The 21,199-nt window shown below is 43.3% G+C and carries 24 protein-coding genes; 14 read left to right on the top strand and 10 right to left on the bottom strand.

Going from position 1 to position 21,199, the window contains the following annotated elements:
• Window positions 1-5: 5 nt before the first annotated feature.
• The 5 genes from ABIC84_RS16425 to argH all read right to left on the bottom strand — a co-directional run bounded on the left by ABIC84_RS16425 (window position 6) and on the right by argH (window position 5,416).
• Window positions 6-1,640, bottom strand: coding sequence for an amidase (locus tag ABIC84_RS16425; protein ID WP_429264262.1), 1,635 nt, complete (start codon window positions 1,638-1,640; stop codon window positions 6-8).
• 216 nt (window positions 1,641-1,856) lie between these two features.
• Window positions 1,857-2,381, bottom strand: a complete 525-nt coding sequence (locus ABIC84_RS16420; protein ID WP_426585593.1) for a DUF1345 domain-containing protein — start codon at window positions 2,379-2,381, stop codon at window positions 1,857-1,859.
• A gap of 230 nt (window positions 2,382-2,611) precedes the next feature.
• A complete protein-coding gene (locus tag ABIC84_RS16415) occupies window positions 2,612-2,818 on the bottom strand; it encodes a YwbE family protein (RefSeq protein WP_429264261.1) in 207 nt (68 codons plus the stop codon).
• A gap of 121 nt (window positions 2,819-2,939) precedes the next feature.
• Window positions 2,940-4,037 (bottom strand): thioredoxin-like domain-containing protein, encoded by a 1,098-nt coding sequence (locus tag ABIC84_RS16410; protein ID WP_429264260.1) that lies wholly within the window; start codon window positions 4,035-4,037, stop codon window positions 2,940-2,942.
• A gap of 44 nt (window positions 4,038-4,081) precedes the next feature.
• A complete protein-coding gene (gene argH, locus ABIC84_RS16405; protein WP_429264259.1) occupies window positions 4,082-5,416 on the bottom strand; it encodes an argininosuccinate lyase in 1,335 nt (444 codons plus the stop codon).
• 285 nt (window positions 5,417-5,701) lie between these two features.
• Between argH and ABIC84_RS16400 the strand changes: the two genes are divergently transcribed.
• Together ABIC84_RS16400 and ABIC84_RS16395 are read left to right on the top strand one after the other, a co-directional pair.
• On the top strand, window positions 5,702-8,371 hold the full coding sequence (locus ABIC84_RS16400) for a family 78 glycoside hydrolase catalytic domain (protein WP_429264258.1): 2,670 nt from the start codon (window positions 5,702-5,704) through the stop codon (window positions 8,369-8,371).
• A 136-nt stretch (window positions 8,372-8,507) separates the two neighbouring features.
• The gene (locus ABIC84_RS16395) at window positions 8,508-9,152 is read left to right on the top strand and encodes an START domain-containing protein (protein ID WP_426585584.1); all 645 of its coding nucleotides are present in this window, start codon (window positions 8,508-8,510) and stop codon (window positions 9,150-9,152) included.
• Window positions 9,153-9,427: 275 nt separating this feature from the next.
• On the opposite strand, the gene ABIC84_RS16390 is transcribed toward ABIC84_RS16395, so the two are convergent.
• Window positions 9,428-9,838 (bottom strand): putative toxin-antitoxin system toxin component, PIN family, encoded by a 411-nt coding sequence (locus ABIC84_RS16390; protein WP_429264257.1) that lies wholly within the window; start codon window positions 9,836-9,838, stop codon window positions 9,428-9,430.
• Window positions 9,838-10,056, bottom strand: a complete 219-nt coding sequence (locus ABIC84_RS16385; protein WP_429264256.1) for a hypothetical protein — start codon at window positions 10,054-10,056, stop codon at window positions 9,838-9,840. The genes ABIC84_RS16390 and ABIC84_RS16385 overlap by 1 nt, the downstream gene beginning before the upstream one ends.
• Before the next feature lie 243 nt (window positions 10,057-10,299).
• On the opposite strand from ABIC84_RS16385, the gene ABIC84_RS16380 reads away from it, so the two are divergent.
• The 7 genes from ABIC84_RS16380 to ABIC84_RS16350 all read left to right on the top strand — a co-directional run bounded on the left by ABIC84_RS16380 (window position 10,300) and on the right by ABIC84_RS16350 (window position 16,875).
• Window positions 10,300-11,037, top strand: coding sequence for a (Fe-S)-binding protein (locus tag ABIC84_RS16380; RefSeq protein WP_429264255.1), 738 nt, complete (start codon window positions 10,300-10,302; stop codon window positions 11,035-11,037).
• Window positions 11,037-12,425, top strand: coding sequence for a lactate utilization protein B (locus ABIC84_RS16375; RefSeq protein WP_429264254.1), 1,389 nt, complete (start codon window positions 11,037-11,039; stop codon window positions 12,423-12,425). Before ABIC84_RS16380 ends, ABIC84_RS16375 begins: the two co-directional genes overlap by 1 nt.
• Complete coding sequence (locus tag ABIC84_RS16370; RefSeq protein ID WP_429264253.1) at window positions 12,422-13,015, top strand: LutC/YkgG family protein; 594 nt, start codon at window positions 12,422-12,424, stop codon at window positions 13,013-13,015. Before ABIC84_RS16375 ends, ABIC84_RS16370 begins: the two co-directional genes overlap by 4 nt.
• A 360-nt stretch (window positions 13,016-13,375) precedes the next feature.
• Window positions 13,376-14,113 carry an SDR family oxidoreductase gene (locus ABIC84_RS16365; RefSeq protein ID WP_429264252.1) on the top strand — a complete coding sequence of 246 codons (738 nt, stop codon included), beginning with the start codon at window positions 13,376-13,378 and terminating at the stop codon, window positions 14,111-14,113.
• An 81-nt stretch (window positions 14,114-14,194) separates the two neighbouring features.
• Window positions 14,195-15,736 (top strand): DHA2 family efflux MFS transporter permease subunit, encoded by a 1,542-nt coding sequence (locus ABIC84_RS16360; protein WP_429264251.1) that lies wholly within the window; start codon window positions 14,195-14,197, stop codon window positions 15,734-15,736.
• A gap of 26 nt (window positions 15,737-15,762) precedes the next feature.
• On the top strand, window positions 15,763-16,365 hold the full coding sequence (locus ABIC84_RS16355; protein ID WP_188833939.1) for a TetR/AcrR family transcriptional regulator: 603 nt from the start codon (window positions 15,763-15,765) through the stop codon (window positions 16,363-16,365).
• Window positions 16,366-16,479: 114 nt separating this feature from the next.
• Window positions 16,480-16,875 carry a response regulator gene (locus ABIC84_RS16350; RefSeq protein ID WP_429264250.1) on the top strand — a complete coding sequence of 132 codons (396 nt, stop codon included), beginning with the start codon at window positions 16,480-16,482 and terminating at the stop codon, window positions 16,873-16,875.
• 371 nt (window positions 16,876-17,246) lie between these two features.
• On the opposite strand, the gene ABIC84_RS16345 is transcribed toward ABIC84_RS16350, so the two are convergent.
• Window positions 17,247-17,732, bottom strand: a complete 486-nt coding sequence (locus tag ABIC84_RS16345) for a DUF4268 domain-containing protein (RefSeq protein WP_429264249.1) — start codon at window positions 17,730-17,732, stop codon at window positions 17,247-17,249.
• A 193-nt stretch (window positions 17,733-17,925) separates the two neighbouring features.
• Here ABIC84_RS16345 and ABIC84_RS16340 point away from each other — a divergent pair, with 193 nt between their 5' ends.
• Window positions 17,926-18,210 (top strand): DUF3892 domain-containing protein, encoded by a 285-nt coding sequence (locus tag ABIC84_RS16340; RefSeq protein WP_176628534.1) that lies wholly within the window; start codon window positions 17,926-17,928, stop codon window positions 18,208-18,210.
• 57 nt (window positions 18,211-18,267) lie between these two features.
• Here ABIC84_RS16340 and ABIC84_RS16335 read toward each other — a convergent pair whose 3' ends face one another.
• Window positions 18,268-18,624 carry a nuclear transport factor 2 family protein gene (locus ABIC84_RS16335; protein WP_429264248.1) on the bottom strand — a complete coding sequence of 119 codons (357 nt, stop codon included), beginning with the start codon at window positions 18,622-18,624 and terminating at the stop codon, window positions 18,268-18,270.
• Between the two features lie 139 nt (window positions 18,625-18,763).
• Between ABIC84_RS16335 and ABIC84_RS16330 the strand changes: the two genes are divergently transcribed.
• The 4 genes from ABIC84_RS16330 (at window position 18,764) to ABIC84_RS16315 (ending at window position 20,790) form a co-directional block, all read left to right on the top strand.
• Window positions 18,764-19,255: a hypothetical protein gene (locus tag ABIC84_RS16330; RefSeq protein ID WP_429264247.1), complete on the top strand. Its 492-nt coding sequence runs from the start codon at window positions 18,764-18,766 to the stop codon at window positions 19,253-19,255.
• A gap of 32 nt (window positions 19,256-19,287) precedes the next feature.
• Window positions 19,288-19,644, top strand: a complete 357-nt coding sequence (locus ABIC84_RS16325) for a ribonuclease E inhibitor RraB (protein ID WP_429264246.1) — start codon at window positions 19,288-19,290, stop codon at window positions 19,642-19,644.
• Window positions 19,645-19,707: 63 nt separating this feature from the next.
• On the top strand, window positions 19,708-20,280 hold the full coding sequence (locus ABIC84_RS16320; protein WP_429264245.1) for a Crp/Fnr family transcriptional regulator: 573 nt from the start codon (window positions 19,708-19,710) through the stop codon (window positions 20,278-20,280).
• Between the two features lie 72 nt (window positions 20,281-20,352).
• Window positions 20,353-20,790: a carboxymuconolactone decarboxylase family protein gene (locus tag ABIC84_RS16315; protein WP_429264244.1), complete on the top strand. Its 438-nt coding sequence runs from the start codon at window positions 20,353-20,355 to the stop codon at window positions 20,788-20,790.
• Between the two features lie 70 nt (window positions 20,791-20,860).
• Here ABIC84_RS16315 and ABIC84_RS16310 read toward each other — a convergent pair whose 3' ends face one another.
• Window positions 20,861-21,151 carry a YciI family protein gene (locus ABIC84_RS16310; RefSeq protein ID WP_429264243.1) on the bottom strand — a complete coding sequence of 97 codons (291 nt, stop codon included), beginning with the start codon at window positions 21,149-21,151 and terminating at the stop codon, window positions 20,861-20,863.
• Between the last annotated feature and the right edge of the window lie 48 nt (window positions 21,152-21,199).

Genomic DNA, 21,199 nt, shown 5'->3' with positions numbered 1-21,199 from the left:
CAAAACTAAGCAAACAGATCGGGCTTAAACAATGGTGCCACCCGCTTTTTAGATGCCTGCTCATAGGCATATCCCAATTTAATGATATCACCCTCTTTATAAGCCGTACTAAAAAACGATAACCCCACCGGTAAGTCATGCGCCAGGCCCATGGGTACGGTAATGTGCGGATAACCAGCCATAGCTGCAGGCCCCGAAAAACCGAAACCATTATCATAATCGCCATTTACCAGGTCGATGCAAACTGCCGGGCCGTTGGTAGTACCTATAATTGCATCAAGCTTATATTTGGCCAGCATATCGTCGATAACTTTACGGGTACCTGTATTGGTTTGCTTAACTGCGTCAAGATACTCCTTACTGTTCAGGTCGCCTTTGGCTTGAGCTAACTCCATGGTTTCCTGTTTAAAAAAAGGCATAGCTTTGGCCTCATTTTGTTTGTTAAAAGCAATTACATCGGCCAGGGTTTTTATTTTGCTGTTGGCGTTGCCAAAGTATTGATTAAGGCCGTCTTTAAATTCATAAAGCAGCACGGTAAATTCATTTTTGCCTATGGTTTTTAGCTCCTTGTTTAATTCTATCTCCACCACTTCGGCACCTTTACTTTTCAGGATTTTGATGGCATCCTGTAATAATGCCACAACGGTTGGGTTATCATTAAGCGCAGATTTCTCAATCCCCAGGCGCTTACCCTGTAAACCATTAGCGTCTAAAAATTTGGTATAATCCGCCTCGATCCTGCCTTTACTACCAAGTGTTGCCAGGTCGAGCGTATCAATACCGGTAAGCGCTCCAAGCAGTATGGCGGCGTCCTTAACCGTACGCGCCATTGGTCCGGCCGTATCCTGCGTTTTGGAAATGGGGATTATGCCCGACCGGCTCCATAATCCCACAGTTGGCTTAATGCCCACCAGGCCGTTAACCGATGCCGGCGACACTATTGAGCCGTTGGTTTCTGTACCGATACCAATAACGCAAAGATTGGCTGCTACAGCCGTTCCGGTACCGGCGCTTGAACCGCTGGGGTTCCTGTCTAAAATATAAGGGCATTTGGTTTGCCCTCCCCTACTGCTCCAGGCACTTGTCGAACGCGTGGAGCGAAAGTTTGCCCACTCGCTTAAATTAGTTTTGCCCAATATCACCGCTCCCGCCTCGCGGAGCTTATGTACAATGAAGGCGTCCTGTTTAGCAAAATTATCGGCTAATGCCAATGAACCCGCTGTGGTATGCATATTATCGCCGGTGTTAATATTATCCTTGATCAGCACTGGTATGCCGTGCAGCGGACCGCGTACTTTCCCCTTTTCACGTTCACGATCCATTGCATCGGCCATATTCAGGGCATCTTTATTAAGCTCGATAACCGAGTTAAGCATAATTCCTTTTTTATCTATCTGATCAATGCGTTTCAGGTACAGCTCGGTAATCAGCCTTGAAGTAAACTGCTTGCTCTGCATTTTTTGCTGCAGATCGGCAATGGTTATTTCGCTCAGTTCAAATATATCGTCCTTACTGTTATCGGCAGCGGCAGTTTCATCAGCTTTATTTTCGGCAGATGGCTGATTGCAGGATGCCGCTACTAAAGTAGATATCGTTAACCCGGCTAATGAACCGGTTTTGAGGAAATTTCTTCTGTGCATAACTGTTTAAATAAAAGGCATTACAAGTAACAAAATATTTAACTACTTTGAAAGGTGCGGGAGGTGCAGATAGTTAAATGTTACAAAGGAAGATATGCCAATCTAAAATAAACGAAGTCGTGCTGAACTTGTTTCAGCACCCCAACTGCTTAGTTTAAACCATGCAGGTTCGCCGTGCAAATGGGATCCCGAAATAAATTCGGGATGATGTCTTTTCTATTTAGATATCATCCCCGATATCACATTAATACTCAAGGCGACAATAGCTGTATTAAATGCAAAAGAAATCAACCCGTGCAGCCAGGCCAGCCTGCGGATAGACCGGGCGGAAATCTCCACGTCAGATACCTGGAACGTCATGCCTACAACAAATGAGAAATATACAAAATCGAGGTAATCAGGTTCTTTTTCATTACCGGGGAATTCAAGACCGCCGAGATGTTTGAGTTTTTTATCATCATCGGGATCTGTAGTATAATACATATGGGCATAACGCAAGGAGAATATAGTGTGTACCAGCCACCATGAAACAATAACCGATGCCATGGCCAATAAAACCCGCGCCGTCACAACCGCATCCGATTGGTTTTTTGTGGATAACAACAGGAACATTATGGCCAGTAAACTCATCAGCGATGATACTATCACAAACAAAAATATCAGCGTGCGGCTTGAGTCTTCGATACTGGCTATTTTACGGATTTCGGCGGGGTTAGCCGTCAGAATAATGATCCAATCCATAATAATGACGCATAAACCAAATGCTATCCAGGTTACTAATGCCACCGTTGGTGCCGAAAAATGGGCCCAGGAGAAAAACAGTGTTATTGCTGCGGCCCCTAACGAGATCAGGAGGCGGTGATGGGCATCAAGACTAAAAAAGACTTTGTTTTTTGGTTTGGCTTTTTGAGGCATACAATTTAAGCTACACCATAAATATGATAATGTTTGATGTAGAATAAATGAAGATACTAAAAATCATCTTCCTCAACAATCCGGGCCACACGGCCTACCTGCCCGTCATCCAACTGCACTTTTATTCCGCGCGAATGGTAAGCCGCGCTGGTTAGCAGTCTTTTTACAAAGCCGCGGGTAAGCGTACCGGTGCGCTGATCCTTTTTAAGTATAATGTCAACCTCAAGACCTGGGTATATATCGCTTCTGTTTTGTCCATTCATGACCGTTGATTTATTTGATTACGTTGATTTCGCTGATTTTTCTTTTTGATTTTGTCTGATTGATTTGATTTCACCGATTGATTAGATCGACAATAGTCTTATCGAAAAAACCAGGCAAATATCAATTTTTCGCAAGATAATCGGCTATAAAAGTTTTAACACGTTCTTCGTTGCCATTGTCAAAGCCATCAATTTTTTTAACAATCACATTTTTGTTGTTTACAAGGTATACTTGTGGGATAAAGCCTAAATTGTATTTTGCCTGAGCCTTTGCATATTCTTGTTGAGGTATGATTAGTTGCTGCCATGGCATATTTTCTTTTTTCAGTGCCTGTAGCCAATTCTCTTTTTTCGCATCTAATGATACACTTACAAATCTCACATCATCTTTACTAAACTGCTCTGTTATTCTTCTTAATGATGGAATTTCCCGCTTGCATGGCCCGCACCAGCTTGCCCAGAATATCACCATGTTCAACTTTTTTGTATTATCTATCAGGGTAACCGGTTTTGCTTCCTGATCGGCGAAAATACTATTGACGAATTGATTTTGGTTTAAAGGTTGATTATCTATAAATAGTTTAAGCCGTCTGCCATAATATGATGATTTTGCTTCATTGCCAAACATGGCGTAGAAGCTTTTCAACTCTTTGTGATTAAAGTAAAATCTAAGATTATTAAATGCATATAAAGTCCAATATGCGTCAGGCGCCCGCTTAATTATTCTTTCGATCCGTGCTGCCTGTTTATTTCTAACGGCGCCGTCTTCGCTCATCTGAATGAAAGGTAAGGTGATATTCCTGAGATAAAAATCGGTCTGCGTACCACCATTCAGCACAGCGCCTGTATTTTTAGAAAAATCGCCGGTTATGGTTGTCAATCCTGGCCCCAAAACGAAATCAGTATACCTGGAGTGGTTCTTTGCGGGCTCATAAGGGTTAGCAACAGCTATAGGTTTCCTGATCCCTTTTTCATCCAGGTAACTTATAGAAACAAGATTAGCAAAAAAAGCAGTATCCGACTGAAAGTTAAATTCAAATTTCCCATCTGTAACTTTAGCGGAATCTGAAGGCCGGACCATCTGTGGAAAAACGGGCTTATAATAAACCCACTTACTTTTAAAGCCCCGTATGTCGCCTTTGATAGTTACACCGTTATTGCGTTTACACGAAAATAAGCTAATAAGTATCAACAGAATGAGGTAATAAGGCTTCTTCATAGGTTTAGTATCAGGAATTTAAGAGTTTCCCGCTACTAAGATAACTATTCAACCAGTCCTTTTATTGCCTGCTCTACTTTTCCGAAATCAAAATTATTGATCAGCCTATCAAATGAGGCAGCTATCTGCTCATTACCCAGATTACCGATGCTGCCTTCATGAGTATGGTTCACCGTTTTATCAGGATTAAAATTACCGGCCTCTATAGCTAAACCAACTTGTTTGTAAGCATCGCGGAAGGGTGTGCCGCTTAATGTTAAACGGTTTACTTCTTCAACACTAAACAGGTAAGCATATTTGGCATCGTCGAGGATATCTGTCTTTACTGTGATATTTTGCAACATAAAAGTTGCCATTTGAAGGCAATGTTTCAGGTCGGCAAAAGCAGGGAATAACAACTCTTTCAATAATTGCAGCTCACGGTGATAACCCGATGGCAGGTTAGTGGTCATCATGGCTACATCAGTAGGCAGGGCTTGCAGGCGGTTACATTTGCCTCGCATAATTTCCCAAACATCGGGGTTCTTTTTATGCGGCATGATGCTGCTGCCGGTAGTTAATGCGTCCGGATAACTTACAAACGAGAAATTTTGGCTCAGGTACAAGGTTTGATCCATGGCCATTTTAGCCAGCGTTGCTGCAATAGTTGATATGGCCTGTGCAATGATCCGCTCGGTTTTGCCGCGCCCCATTTGCGCGTAAACAACGTTATAATTCAGGTTGTCAAAACCTAAAAGCTGTGTGGTTAAGGTACGGTTAAGCGGAAATGACGAGCCATAACCGGCGGCCGAGCCCAGCGGGTTTTTATTGGTGATACGGTAAGCCGCTAAAACCAGTTCAAGGTCATCAACCAGGCTTTCGGCGTAAGCGCCAAACCACAAGCCGAATGATGACGGCATAGCCACCTGTAAATGGGTATAACCTGGCAATAAAACATCCTTGTATTTATCACTTAATTCGATAAGCAGGCGAAACAGTGTTTCAGTGCTTTCAACTACTTCCTGCAACTGGCTGCGGAAAAATAGTTTCAAGTCAACCAAAACCTGGTCGTTACGTGAACGGCCGCTATGGATCTTTTTGCCGGCATCGCCTATCCGCTGGGTCAATAGTAACTCAACCTGCGAGTGCACGTCCTCAACATGCTCATCTATTTTGAAACCGCCTTTGGCAATATCTGCATAAATGTTTTTCAACTCGCGCTGAACAAGCTCCAGATCGGTGTCGTCCATTAGCCCAACGCTTTGTAGCATGTGGGTATGGGCCAGTGACCCCAAAACATCAAACGCCGCCATTTGCTCATCAAATTCGCGGTCGCGGCCAACAGTAAAGTTTTCAACCAGTTCGTTAACGTTGGTAGTTTTTTGCCATAGCTTGCTCATGGTGCAAATGTATAAAAATGAGAACTGTCTTATTTTGTCTGAACTCGAATTTATTGAATTAAATGAATTTATTGAATTTGCTCAGCATTCTGTTAGTTCCTTAATCGCATAAATTCGAGTTCAGAAAAAAATCAGCGTAATCAACGTAATCAGAAAAAATCAATGGTCAAAATCCAGGTTCAGACAGTTCAGGATGCCAATCCCAATTCATCCAATTAACATTGTTGATTGTGACAACATACCATAGTCTTTGGCCAATAACGTACAAACCGCTATCTTAACCACATGAAACACCCTCTATGTAAGCCATTGCTCTGCATTGCCTTATCATTTTGCTTTTATTCGGTAACACAAGCTCAAACGCCTGGGGCTACAGGTCTTAAAAGTGAATATCTTGTAAACCCGATAGGTATCGATAATACACATCCCCGTTTAACCTGGTTAATGAATGATAAAGCGCAGGGAGCCGCTCAAAGTGCCTATCAACTCTATGTGGGGACTGATTCTATTGTGGTTTCGGCGGGTAAAGGCAACGCGTGGACTACCCCTAAAATTGCTTCATCAAACAGCCTTGCCATTTATAGTGGCCAGCAACTAAAACCTTTTACTAAATATTACTGGAAAGTTCAGCTCTGGGATAAGGCTGGTAAAAAACTCGCTGCAGCGCCGGTAGCCAGTTTTGAAACCGGCATTATGGGCATGCAAAACTGGCAGGGTTCATGGATCAGCGATAATAAAGGGATAGCAGTAAATCCCGCCCCCTATTTTCGCAATACATTTAAGGTAGCTAAACCAATCCGCTCAGCAAGGGCTTATATCGCGGTTGCTGGCTTATATGAACTTTATCTCAACGGCAAAAAGATCGGCAATCATCGCCTCGATCCTATGTATACCCGGTTCGACAGGCGCACACTCTACGTTTCGTACGATGTTACAGCTCAGTTGCAAAGCGGCAAAAATGCTGTGGGTGTGTTGTTAGGTAATGGTTGGTACAATCACCAAAGTACTGCGGTTTGGTTTTTTCACCAGGCGCCATGGCGTGGTCGCCCGGCGTTTTGCATGGACCTACGCATAACCTATACCGATGGCACAGTTGAAACCATAAAATCCGGCACCGACTGGAAAACGTCGCTTAGTCCTATTGTTTTCAACAGCATTTATACTGCCGAGCATTACGACGGCCGGTTAGAACAACCGGGCTGGAACACTGCTAATTTTGACGACAGCAAATGGAAACCGGTGATTAACCGTTCTGCCCCGTCCATGAACATTGTATCGCAAGCTATGCAGCCTATCCGTGCGGTTGATACCATCAGCACCAAAAGCGTTACCAAAATTGACAGCGATGTTTCGGTGTTTGACGTGGGCCGAAATATTTCGGGCGTGAGTCAAATCACTGTTAAAGGAGACTCGGGCACCGTGATCCGCCTTAAACATGCAGAAAGGTTAAACAAAAACGGCCATGTTGATCAATCGAACATTGATCTGCATTACCGCCCAACTGATGATAAAGACCCCTTCCAAACCGATATTTTCATTTTAGGCGGCAAAGGTGAAGAAACATTTTCACCTCGCTTTAATTATAAGGGATTTCAATATATTGAGGTAAGCAGCAGTAAACCTATCCAGATTGGCAAAGAAAATATCAAGGCATTTTTTATGCACAGCGATGTGGAGCCTATTGGTACGGTAAAAGCATCAAACCCAACCATTAACCAAATCTGGGTGGCTACCAACAATAGCTACCTCAGCAACCTGTTCGGCTATCCTACTGATTGTCCTCAGCGCGAAAAAAACGGTTGGACAGGCGATGCCCATATTGCCAGCGAGACAGGTTTGTATAACTTTGACGGAATAACTGTTTACGAAAAATGGCTGGCCGACCACCGCGACGAGCAGCAGCCAAACGGCGTGTTACCGTCCATTATCCCAACCGGAGGCTGGGGCTATGAATGGGGTAACGGGCCCGACTGGACCAGCACCATCGCCATTATCCCTTACAATATTTATTTGTTTTATGGCGATAGCAAACTACTGGCCGATAACTATACAGCTATTGAAAAATACGTAAACCATATTGACGAGCTTTACCCAACCGGCCTGACCAGCTGGGGCCTTGGCGACTGGGTGCCGGTAAAATCGGTTTCGCCGGTTGAACTCACTTCATCGGTTTATTATTATACCGATGCCCGCATATTGGCCAAAGCAGCCAAAATACTGGGCAAACAAGCCGATTACATAAGATACTCGGCGTTGGCTGGTAAGATCAAAAATGCCATTAACGCAAAATACTTAAACACTGCAACCGGCATTTATGGCAAAGGCCTGCAAACAGAACTAAGCGTGCCACTTTACTGGGGTGTAGTTCCCGAAAATATGAAGAGCAAAGTTGCTGCCAACCTGGCTAAGCGCGTTGAAACCGATAATTTCCATTTGGATGTGGGCATTTTGGGTGCCAAAGCCATATTGAGCGCCTTGAGCGATAACGGCTACCCGGATGTAGCTTACAAAATAGCATCGCAGGAAACTTTCCCGTCATGGGGCTGGTGGATGGTTAACGGCGCTACCACCCTGTATGAAAACTGGCAGATAGATGCTAAATCCGATATCTCCCTTAACCACATCATGTTTGGCGAAATTGGCGCATGGCTGTACAAAGGCATTGCAGGCATCCACCCTGATCCGGAGCATCCGGGCTTTAAAAACGTGCTGCTCCAACCCCATTTTGTACCGGGTTTAAATGAGTTTGCTGCAACGCATAAAGGGCCTTATGGTAACATCGTTTCATCATGGCAGCGTACTGGCAGCGGTGTAACTTATAAAGTTACTGTGCCTGCAAACTCAACCGCGACAATTACCTTCCCGGCCGGTAAAGTTTATGCCAGCGGCAAAGCGATTGCCACCACAGGAGTGTACAAGATAGCTGCTGGCAGCTATGTATTCGAAGTAAAGTAATGGAGTTTCAAATGCCATAGTATTTTCATATTTCAATATCTGCGCATATCAAATGACCATTTACTGACAGGCCGGGGCAACCCCGGCCTGTTTTTGTATATAAATTTGCCATACCTTATTTACAATCACTGATACCATGCACAGGATATTTTCTATTGTATTTTTATTATTTGTTACAAAATTTGCCGTTGCAGGCCCGGAAGAGCCATGGTCATTAAGCACCGATAAGGAAGGCATCAGGGTTTATACCCGCCACATCCCCGATTCAAAAATCAAAGCCATTAAAGTAGAATGCACATTTAACGCAACTGCTGCTCAGTTGGTAGCTGTGCTTATGGACATTAAAACCTGCAGCGAGTGGGTTTATCACACCAAATCGGCTACCATTATTAAGCAGGTGTCGCCATCGGATATTTATTATTACTCGGAGGTAAACATACCCTGGCCGGTGCATAACCGCGATTTCGTAGCGCATTTAAAGGTTACACAAGATCCTAAAACCAAAGTGGTTACTATTGACGCTCCAGTTATCTCTAACATGGTACCCGCGAAAGATGGCATTGTAAGGGTGGAAAATTCAACCGGCAAGTGGATTATTACTCCTGTTGATAGCTCCCATGTAAGTATTGTGTACACCCTGCACCTTGACCCCGGAGGTTCGGTACCTGCATGGCTTATTAACATGTTTGCCGCACAAGGCCCTACCGAAAGTTTCAAAGGTTTAAAAAAACAATTGCAGAAACCGGCTTATAAGGATGTGAAGCTGGCATATGTGCAGTAGCCCCCCAGCCCCCTAAAGGGGGAGCGTTTAGCAACGAATTTATAATTGAAAACAAATTTCGCGTTAAGGATTGCAGCGGATACCGGCCAATGCGTATAAGGCCTGCAGGCGTATGAGCGGAAAGCCTGGCCGGAGGCAACGCCCATATTCTGAACCGGGATTTTTAGGATTAGAGGATTTATGGGATTTTACTTTTTGTCAAACTTGAATTAAGCGAATTAAAGAATTTATTGAATTTAGCTGTCAGTTCCTCAATTCTGGTTCAGATAGAATTTTCAATTTCCTAAAATTATTTCCCGAAATTGATTAAGGGATACAACATTGAGTTCGGGAAAGTCAAGCCCCTTCAAAACATCAAAATGTTTATCGTTCGTAACAATGTAATCTGCATTTCCTGCTATTGCTAAGTCTACAAATTTATTGTCGTCTGGGTCATTTGTTATCAAATTCCACTTAAAATAGGCTTCTGTATAGATAACATTCTGAGCAACACTCAATAGATTTAGCATAAGCTCCGCGGTTTGAGTGGAATAATACGAAGAAAGCAATTCATTATACTCCGTAAGTACTTCATTGCTGATAAGCCATTCAAATTTGAGATCTTTAAATGCTTTGTACAGCCAATAATGGGAACTTTGGGAAGGGATAGAGGCGAGAAGACAATTTGTATCGATAACTGCCCTCATTAGCTATCCGCATTGAGCATTTTATCAAAATCTTGTTGGGTATACCCTTTTTCCGAAACTGTTTTATTCACTTCTTCTTCTAATTTGTCGGCGTAATAATCAGTCAATAGCTTTTTTAATTCCAGCGTCTCTTTTTCAGACATTGGGCGATTGAATAACCTTAACAAGCTTACCTGTATAGGATTAAGTTCGGTATGAGATTTCTGAGCTATTGCCATTGTAATAATCTTTACCTAACAAATTTACCTAATTTATCGCATAACATCAAAACCATGTCTATCCTCCCTTTTCTGCAAATAAAAGTCAACATTTTGCAAATAAAATTGAAAACTCGTGTCACACTTAGCTGTACTTTCGATGTTAGTATATAACCGTTTGATTTGCCGGCAAGATACCAGGGGATAGTTGTGCAAATGATAAACGCTAATATTGCTTTAACCAATAAAGTAAACGTGTAAACGATGAGAGTTGCCTTGTTTGTTCCTTGCTATGTTGACCAGTTTTACCCCAAAGCGGCCATTGCCACGCTGGAGTTACTGGAAAAACTTGGCTGTGAAGTCCACTACCCTAAAAATCAAACCTGCTGCGGACAGCCGATGGCCAATTCGGGCTATGAGCATTTAACCGGCGGTTGCAATAATTTATTTGTCGATAATTTTTCGGGGTACGATTATATCGTTTGTCCTTCGGGGAGCTGTACCCTGCACATCAAAGAGCATTTACATGCTGATGGAAAAGAGGACCAGGCAACAGAGATCCGCAAAAAGATTTATGAGCTTACCGAGTTTTTGGTTGATGTATTACGGGTAAAACAACTCTCAGCCAGCTTTCCTTACCGGGTTGGATTGCACCAAAGCTGCCATGGATTACGCGGATTGCGCATAGCCCAAATGAGTGAATTAGTGGCCGAACCTTTCAGCAAACCGGCACAACTACTTGATATGGTGAATGGCCTGGAACTGGTACCATTAAGCCGCCAGGACGATTGCTGCGGTTTCGGCGGTACATTTTGCGTGGTTGAGGAAGCTGTATCGGCCAAAATGGGTAAAGACCGGGTGGCAGATCACATATCGCACGGCGCGCAATACATCACCTCGGCCGATCTTTCGTGTCTTATGCACCTCGAAGGCATTTTACGCCGTCAAAACAGCGATGTTAAAGTAATTCACGTAGCCGAAATTTTAAACCACAGCATGTAATGAGTACCGCTACTACCAAAGACCACCCGCATTTAGCTGCCGAATTTAATCGCGACGAGCCACGTGTAAACTGGCACGACGAAACCCTGTGGTGGGTACGCGCTAAAAGAGATATTGCTGCGCATAAACTCCCTGAATGGGAATTGCTGCGCGAAACGGCATCCCAAATAAAATTTAACGTACTCTCAAACCTGAGCACCTACCTGGAGCAGTTTGAGGCCAACGCCATTAAAAATGGCATTATTGTACACTGGGCGGCCGACGCCACAGAACATAACCACATTGTACACAGCCTGCTTGAGCAAAAGGGCATTACCAAAATGGTTAAAAGCAAATCGATGCTTACCGAGGAATGCCATTTAAATGAATACCTGAAAGAACAGGGCATCGACGTAATTGACTCCGACCTTGGCGAGCGTATTGTACAGTTGGCCAATGAACCGCCAAGCCATATTGTGCTGCCTTGTATCCACAAAAAAAAGGAAGAGATAGGTGATATTTTCCACGAACATTTAGGTTCGGCAAAAGGCGAATCGGATCCTAAAATATTGACGGAAACTGCCCGCCAACACCTGCGCGAAGTATTTTTAACCCGTCGCGCAGCTCTTACCGGCGTTAATTTTGCTATTGCCGAAACAGGCGAGTTCGTGATCTGTACCAACGAGGGTAACGCCGACATGGGGGCGCATTTGGCCGAGATCCATATCGCCTCGATGGGCATTGAAAAAATCATCCCTGAAAGAAAACACCTTGGTGTGTTTCTACGCCTGCTTACCCGTAGCGCTACGGGGCAGCCTATTACTACCTACTCAAGCCATTTCAGCAAACCGCAGGATGGCACTGAAATTCATATTATTATTGTTGATAACGGGCGCTGTATTCAGCTGGGGCGCGAGGAGTTCCGCAACTCATTGAAATGTATTCGCTGCGGAGCTTGTATGAATACCTGCCCGGTTTATCGCAAAAGTGGTGGTCACAGCTACCATACCGCCGTTGCCGGACCGATAGGCTCTATCCTCGCCCCTAACCTCGACATGAAAAAATATGCCGACCTGCCCTTTGCCTCTACCCTCTGCGGTTCGTGCAGCAACGTGTGCCCGGTTAAGATAGATATTCATGACCAATTGTATAAATGGCGGCAGGTGATTGTGAAGGAAGGATATTCGCCCAAAGCAAAAACTATAGCCATGAAAGCTATGGCGTTAACGTTGGCCTCACCAACCCTGTACCGTATGGGCGGAAAAACCGGTCGACTGGTGTTTAAATATGCCCCATTTGCGGTAAATAATAAATTAAATCCCTGGTACAACCAACGCGAAATGCCAAAAGCACCCGATGAATCGTTTGGCGAATGGTATGCCAAAAGGAAAGGAGCAAAAAACTCATGAGCCGAGAAAAAATATTAGCTGCTGTAAAATTTAATCAGCCCGCTGCTATGCCGCTGCCAGATATGGAAGTGCTGAATACGTTAACCGATGTCAGAACTGATCTGGTGTCAAAATACAAAACCATAGCTACAGCAGGCGGAAGCTTTGTTTACGAGGTTAGTGGCTTTGATGAGATCAAAACCATCATCAACAATGATTTTAAACCCGGTGTAAAAATCATATCTGCCCTTAACGAACTGAGCGATTACATTTATGCCGAAAACGTGAAACACGAAGACGGCCACAACTTTGCCGATGTGGAGCTAACCGTACTTAGTACTAAACTTGGTGTTGCCGAAAACGGGGCCCTCTGGCTTACTGAAAAGGATATGGGAAGCCGCGTATTACCTTTTATAGCACAGCATTTGGCGGTAGTGATTAGCAAAGATGATTTTGTACCTACCATGGCGCAGGCTTATCAAACCATTAGCGATGCCGATTATGGCTATGGTTCGTTTATCTCCGGCCCTTCAAAAACGGCAGATATTGAGCAGTCCTTAGTTATCGGAGCGCATGGGCCAAGGAGTTTATCGGTGTTTATAGTTTCGTAAAGATCTTTTAAAAACAACGTCATTCCTGTATGAAGTAATCCCCTACTTACAGAACCGCCCTGTACTGTTTGGGATTGCTTCGTACCTCGCAATGACGCTTTTTCATTTGCATCACCCCCACTCCCTTATCTCGCGCTCGTTTGTAACGAGTGTGTAAGATGGGTTTGCGTTTGTAACGCAACTGGCGATGCAATCGCCAAACCATTTTAAGCACTCGTTACAAACGAGCGCAAGAACGTAACTTACTAAGCCCCTCTTATTCCTAAAAATCAACAATTTACAACAATGACAAATGGATGATACAAAAATATACCGATTGGTATATTTTTGTACTGTCAAAACTAAATGACACACAACAACATGAAAACTTCACAAAATACAGTATTGATAACCGGCGGCAGTGCCGGTATAGGTTTTGAAATTGCAAAACAACTATCAGCTAAAAATAACCACGTAATCATTATTGGCCGCAACCAGGATCGCTTGGACAAAGCAGCCGCTCAATTACAAAATGTAACAGCAATTAAAGCAGATATATCAAATGCAGAAGATGTGGAAGCATTAACCGCAAAAGTGAAAAAAGATTTCCCTCAGCTAAATGTGGTGATCAACAATGCTGGTGCAGCTTCAATTAACGATCTGCTCACTACGCCCAACGTTTTTGAAAACGCACAAACTGAAATGTTTACCAACTATATTTCAGTAATCCGCCTTAACGAGAAACTGCTTCCGGTTTTACAGCAGCAAAGCGAAGCGGCTATCGTAAACGTATCATCAATAGTTGCTTTTTTGCCTGGCAAACAAACTGCTACCTACTCCGCAACTAAAGCAGCCCTGCACTCATACACCATATCATTACGTGCCGCTTTAGAAGATACCAACATTAAAGTATTTGAGCTGATGCCCCCACTGGTTGATACCGAATTTTCGGCAGAGATTGGTGGTCATAACGGTATCCCGGCTTCTCAAGTTGCTGATGAATTTGTAGCCGGTTTTGAAACCAATAACTTTGAGATCCGCGTTGGTGGTACCGAACCATTCTACCGTTTGTTTCTGTCAAACCCAGACGAAGCTTTAAAAGCCCTTCACCAGAGATAATTCTCTGGTTTTTATTTTTTATCCTAAAAAATACCGATTGGTATTTTTTAGGATAATTGTAGTTCCAAAACTCATACTTCAATGAAAAAAAGCATTCTCATCATTACCGTAATAGCCGCAGCTATCATGGAATTGATTGACACCTCCATAGTAAATGTCGCCCTCTCGCACATGAGCGGTAACCTTGGCGCCACGCTCGAAGATACTTCCTGGGTTATTACAGCTTATGCCATTGCCAACATCATCGTAATCCCGATGACCAGCTTTTTAACCACCAAGCTTGGCCGGCGTAATTATTATATCGGGTCTATCATCGCGTTCACTTTCTTTTCGGCCATGTGCGGGCTCGCGTCAAACATATGGACACTGGTCGCCTTCCGCTTTTTGCAGGGCATCGGCGGCGGCGCGCTGTTATCAGTATCTCAGGCTATTGTATTTGAGGTTTACGGCAAGGAACGCGTAAGCATAGCCAGCGCGCTATTTGGTGTAGGTGTATTTTTAGGCCCGACCATTGGGCCTACTCTGGGTGGGTTCATTACCGAAAATTATAGTTGGCCATGGATCTTTTACATCAACATCCCTATCGGTATTGCTGTAACTATATCCAGTTTATTACTGGTCACCGAACCGGAGATCAAAGCCAAAGTAAAAAGTGTAGACTGGTGGGGCATCCTACTTCTCGTCATCGGCATAGGCTCCCTCCAAACCGTATTGGAACGCGGCGAAACGGACGACTGGTTTTCGGCAGGTTATATCATCGTGCTTACTATAATAGCTGTCATCAGTCTCAGTACTTTCATTTGGTGGGAGCTGACAACGCCTAACCCTGTTATTGATCTTAGGGTGTTGCGAAGCAAGTCGCTCGCGGTAGCGGCTATACTGACATTTGTAACCGGGTTTGGCCTGTTTACGTCTGTATTCCTCACACCTGTGCTTGCCCAAAGGGTGCTCCTGTTCCCGCCAACAATTACGGGCCTTATTCTGTTGCCCGGCGCGGTACTGGCCATTGTAGGCTTGTTATTTTCGGCCACATTGTTAAAAAAAGGTGTATCTCCGTTGGTCATTATTACTGCGGGGTTCGTTATCTTCATCAGCTTTACCTGGCAAATGTCGCGCATGAACCTGGAGGCAGCGCCTGGTGATTTGGTTGGACCGCTTATTTACCGTGCCATGGGTATTGCCTTATTGACCGTACCCCTTACCGCTTTAGCTGTATCGGGGCTCGAACCTAAAGACATTCCCCAGGGAACGGCATTAAATAATATGATGCGGCAGTTAGGTGGCTCATTTGGCATCGCCGTAATCAATACCTATGTAGCCCAACGTTTCGGATTACACCGCAATGACCTGTTATCTAATATTAATATTTTCAACGATCAAACTACGGCGCGGATAGCCAAGCTTAACAATTATTTCAGCAGCCGGGGCTTTTCATCATTTGAAGCACATAAAAAGGCCATTGCGGTTATTGATAATACCATTAACAGACAATCATTTTTATTAAGTTACCTGGATGCCTACCTATTTTCTGGTTTGATATTTTTACTGGCTATGCCGCTCTTGTTCCTTGTTATCAACCGTAAAAAACAAGCCCGTCCTGTTGTTATCATAAATGACCACTAATTAATACCAATTGGTATATTTGCGTTATGGAAAACGAATTGTCAAAAGCCGAACGTACACGTCAATTCATTATTGAGCGTACCTCACCCGTATTTAATAAAAAGGGGTATGCCGGTACATCCCTTTCCGATCTTACCGAAGCCACCGGCCTCACCAAGGGCAGTATTTACGGTAACTTTAAAAATAAGGAAGAAGTAGCTGCCGAAGTATTTGAATATAACTCGGGCAAAGTGCGCAAACAGATCCAGGAGCGGATTCAGCGGGCCACCAGCTACCATGACAAATTATTGGTTTATGCCCAGGTATACCACAGTTTTACGCGGGGTGATTTTATTCCCGGCGGCTGCCCTATTCTGAATACTGCTGTTGATGCCGACGACACCAACCCATTGCTGAAAGATAAAGCCGCCAGGGCGGTGATCCGTTGGAAAACGGGCATCGAAAACCTCATTAAAGCAGGCATCGATGCAGGCGAGCTTAAGCCGGGCATCAACACTACAGAAACGGCCTTAAGCATGATAGCGCTTATTGAGGGCGGTATCATGATCTCGAAAGTGACAGATTCTCCTGCAAATTTGGATATCGTTTTGGCATCTGTTCATAACCTCGTAGATAACCTGAAGCTGTAAATAATAACAATATCTTAGAGCTACAGGTTGTTACTTGATTGTTACAATAATTGGATATAACTTTGAAAACAAAAGAAACGTTCCCCGCGTTATCTTCTTTACCAATTATTAATTATGTCAAAAAAGATCTTGATCCTCGATGATAGCGAGGATATTTTGGAAGTGATGAAAGAAGCTCTGGAAATGGAGCACTATGAAGTTGAGGTACTGAACTATACTGATGACATATGCAAGGCGGCCCTATCAGCTAACGCCGACCTTGTAATTTTGGATTACATTTTGTTCGGTATAAACGGTGGCGAACTTTGCCACATGCTAAAAACAAACCCGGCCACGGCGCATATCCCGGTGGTGATGGTATCGGCCTACCCGCGTGTGCTGGAATCATTAGGCAGCTATGGTTCCGATGCTTTTATTGCCAAGCCTTTTAATTTGAGCGATGTTATCGACACAGTTAACCATTGCTTTTTGGCAGCCGGCGATGATGTGGCACATATGGATATGGTGTAAAATTTTATCCGGAGGTCGCGTTAAAGAAAAAGTAATATCTCTGCTCGTCGTTGCGAGGTACGAAGCAATCCCAAACTGTACAGGGTCATTTGCATATCACTCTGTCAATCGGGGATTGTTTCGTATATTATAATAGTTATTGATTATTAAGCGTGCTTTTAAATCTGTTTTATAATATGGGCGTTGCCTGCGGCCCGGGCTTTCCGTTACAAGTCCTCGCCTTTCCAGCCCGCAATCCTTATACACGCTACGGGCTTTACACTGCAATCCCTAACGCGGCCCCCCGCACAACATCACTAAAATATATTTATATATCATCACAATTTTTCCGGGCTTACTCACAATGACGATAGTCTTTTATATGATGTAATCTACCTGAACAAATCAAAACTATACTGCGCTATGCTCCAAAACTCATCAAGCGCGATAATTCTTGGTTTAAAGAAAGAGATCAGCGCGGGCCAGTCCTGCTGGTTAAATACACTTACGCCGGGTAGGGTTTTAATAATGCGGCTCACCGTTTTGCCATAGTCATCGGTAGTGTGCAACTGCCAGTTCCATTCCTCATCAAGCTGACTGCTCAGGACATTCTTTAGCTCAACAAACTGATCAAACATCAATTGTTGGATATCAGCATCAGGATGACTCATTTCAATAGCTATAAAGGCAGACTTTTTATCAGCTTCCATTTTAAAGTACAGGTGCTTGATACCAGTTTTATAATTAACCCAGTTAGTGCGCAGGCCATCGGCCGAAAGCTGGGGTTTGAGGTATTGCCCAAACGCTGTCCAGAACGCCTGTTTTAGTTGAGTTGCCTGTTCTTTTGAGTACAATTTACCGGGATTGATGAGGGGCAAAAATAAGGGTTTTAAAATAAACAAATGTAACCGTCATCCTGAACTTGTTTCAGTATCCCATGGGACAGGTCGTCACCATGCCTGCATAAACTTAGCAAGTGGGGTGACTAAACAGGTTCAACCTCCCAATATTTATTAGCTTCGGTATCTTATCTAATAAACCCTATCTTTACCCATACCACACTAATATTTTATGGCAAGCTACCAGGTAAACTGTATTGATAAACCCAAAGCATCAAGCACACATGACCAAATAACCCACATCGGTTATTATGAATCGTTAGACAGGCCAAGAGTAGTGATCTCCGTTGCCGAAGCCATAGCCCGTATCGAAGTCAACAGCCAGGCTTTTTATGTAAGCACCGAGCGGGGCAAAACCTATCTTACTATAGTAAAACCCGAAAACGGCAAAAAACACCTTAAGTCGTTAGCAGATAAGTCGGGTATCGATAACCTGCTAACGCTCGAAGAAGTTTAGGTCGCAGAAGTCAAAACCTTTCACCTTTAACCTTTTTCCTTTCACCTCAAAAACAATCTATTCCTTTTTGTCAACTATGTACGAGGTAATTTTTTTTACCTTGTCATTTTCAAGTTCATATATATCCGCATAGTACATAGCCATGTCTTTGCCATTTTTGTCTTTGCACCGAACAAGGCCGTCGACAGCCGCAGTGTTGCCGTCCACAATAATATGCTCCTTGGTTGATGAAACCATTTTTACATCTTCCATTCCGCCTAAAAATTGCTCCACTTCATTCTTCCCGTTCATAATAGTTACGGATGAGCCTTTCATAGTCCATTTTACGTCGTCGGCAAAAAAACTTAAGATTTTTTCAACGTCATTATTATCAAAAGCGTTGATCACCTGCTGTACAATTTCTTTAGTTGTCATGATAGTATGTTTTTGTTTAGTATAAAGTTAGGGCGTGTACCCGTGGGATGAGAGGGGCAAAAATGACATTATCAGGGTGCTTTGCGACGGTTTCATATTTATTACTTAACTTGCTGAAAACTAACACCAGCCATATCACATGATCAGCAAACAAGCGCAAAACCAAACTCCGTCTTTAATATTAAAACAAATTACCATCATTCACCTCGCTTTGGTTGCCGGGCAGATATTATTTGGTATTGTTGTTTTTGCAATTGGAAAACAACAGCCACTAAACCCTAAAAACGATGCACTGATATATGTGATGCCGGCAATAGCAGTAGGGTGTTTCCTCGTATCTATGCTATTACCTAAAAACATGATAGGCAATATCAAAAACGATCAGCCCCTGCTTGCTAAACTTAAATTGTACCAGGCAGCATTTATTATACGCATGGCCTTATTGGAAGGCCCTTCGTTATTTGGTATAGTATGCTTTTTATTAACCAACAACGTAGTATTTATTTCCATATCGGCTGCGCTTGTTTTATATGCCATATACCAGCGCCCAACACGGCAAAAAATTGAAGATGATTTGAATTTAGGATACGAGGAAAAAGCCGAATTTGAAGGTACAGATAAAGCTTATTAATAACAATTATTTAATAATAAAATCAGCCTATAATGAACACCTATTTTGATCAGGGAACGTACGAGAATGAGATAGATCTTGAAACCAACGCCGATGTTTTGGAAAGAATATATAATGATGGTGTAGAGCCAAAAGATGAACTTCCTATAGAGTTTTTCTTTCTCACTGATACAGAAATAAAAGCAATTAATTTTAAGGAGCACCTTCAACATGCTTTCCCTACCTATCAGGATATTGAAATATCTGACTATGACGGCGATTTTGAGATATCAGGAATAACTACTCCTGTTAAGATGGAACTACAAGCCATTAATAACTGGAACTCGTTGATGTGGGATACTGGCTATAAATTTGATTGCAGGCTTGACGGATGGCAGGTGGGCACATAATTTGTCATTCGTACAATTCGATCAAATTTGGCAAATTTGCTCCTGCTAATTCATACCTGATCTATGTATCCCGAACTCATTAACCATGTTAAAAGATATGTCCAGTTGTCACTGGCCGACGAGGAAACTATTTGCCGGCATTTTGAATTAAAGAAATTTAAAAAGAAAGAGCTCATTTTAGAACCGGGCAAACATTGTGCAGGTAATTATTTTGTACTCAAAGGGCTTGTAAGGCAGTACTTTGTTAACAATAAGCTTAATGAGCAGATCATCCAGTTTGGCCTGGAAAATTGGTGGATTGCAGACCAGGACAGCCTGCTCAACCACCAGCCCTCAACTACCTATATCCAAACCATCGAGGCTTCGGAATTGCTGTTGCTCACCGAAAAAAACCGAGTGGCGCTGTTTGAAGCTGTGCCGCAAATGGAAAGCTATTTCCGCGTCATGATGCAAAAAGCCTTTGTTGCGTCGCAACGGCGTATTGGATATATTTTTAATCAAAACGATGAGGAGCGTTACCGGCATTTCACCAGCCTTTTCCCGGCCTTTGTACAGCGGGTGCCCCAATACATGCTGGCATCTTATTTAGGCTTCACTCCGCAATTTTTAAGCAGGCTCAGGGCTAAAAAAATCTGATTTTCTTAAACTCAGTTCATTTTTTGAGGCCATGTTTATCCCCAATTTTGTATTAACAAAAAAGAAAAAAACATGAATCGCTTAAAAATCAACATCGCCGAACCGGCTGCATACAGGGCCATGTTTGCCCTTGAAAAATACATCGAAAGCACTGAGTTAACCACCCGTCATAAAGACCTGATCAAGATCCGCGCTTCACAAATTAATGGGTGTGCCTACTGCGTGGATATGCACACTGCCGATGCCCGCAAAGCCGGCGAAATAGAGCGTCGTATTTATAACATCAGCGTATGGCACGAATCACCTCTTTTTGATGAGCAGGAACGTGCAATATTAGCCCTTACCGAAGAAGTAACCCTGATCGCCGGCCGCGTATCTGACGAAACCTATAAAAAAGCCGCAGAATTATTTGACGAAAAATACCTGGCACAAGTGATTATGGCTATCATCACCATCAATGCCTGGAACCGCATTGGTGTAACTACCCAACTTCAGCCGCCACTCGATTAATCCTTTTTAATTTTGTTGTTTTGATTTTAAGCCGCCTGTATTACCGGGCGGCTTTCTTGTTAACTTAAAACTAAGCCGATATCCAGGCCATCATCAACGCCACTTCATAAGTACCTAAAACATTGGCCGGATCATTGGCAATAATTTCGTGCACCTGAGCTTCGTCATCAACTGTAAGGATGCCAAGGCCATAAACACCTTTCGGGTCGAAAACCGGGCCAAAGATAAGCACCAGGCCTTCTTTCATTTTCCCTTTCAGATATTCGGAATGAGCTTGCATAATAACGCGTTCGTCATCGGTCATATCGTTAGGAAACGTTGGGCGGTTACCCACCAGCTTTATTACGAAATGCTTTTTCATCCTAATAAATTTAATAATTATTACTGAATGATGTTTAAAGGAATAATT

It is taken from the genome of Mucilaginibacter sp. 3215, assembly GCF_050433785.1.
Taxonomy (GTDB): domain Bacteria; phylum Bacteroidota; class Bacteroidia; order Sphingobacteriales; family Sphingobacteriaceae; genus Mucilaginibacter.
Note: the sequence above shows the minus strand (reverse complement) of the source record. Positions and strands in the feature narration are given on the sequence as shown.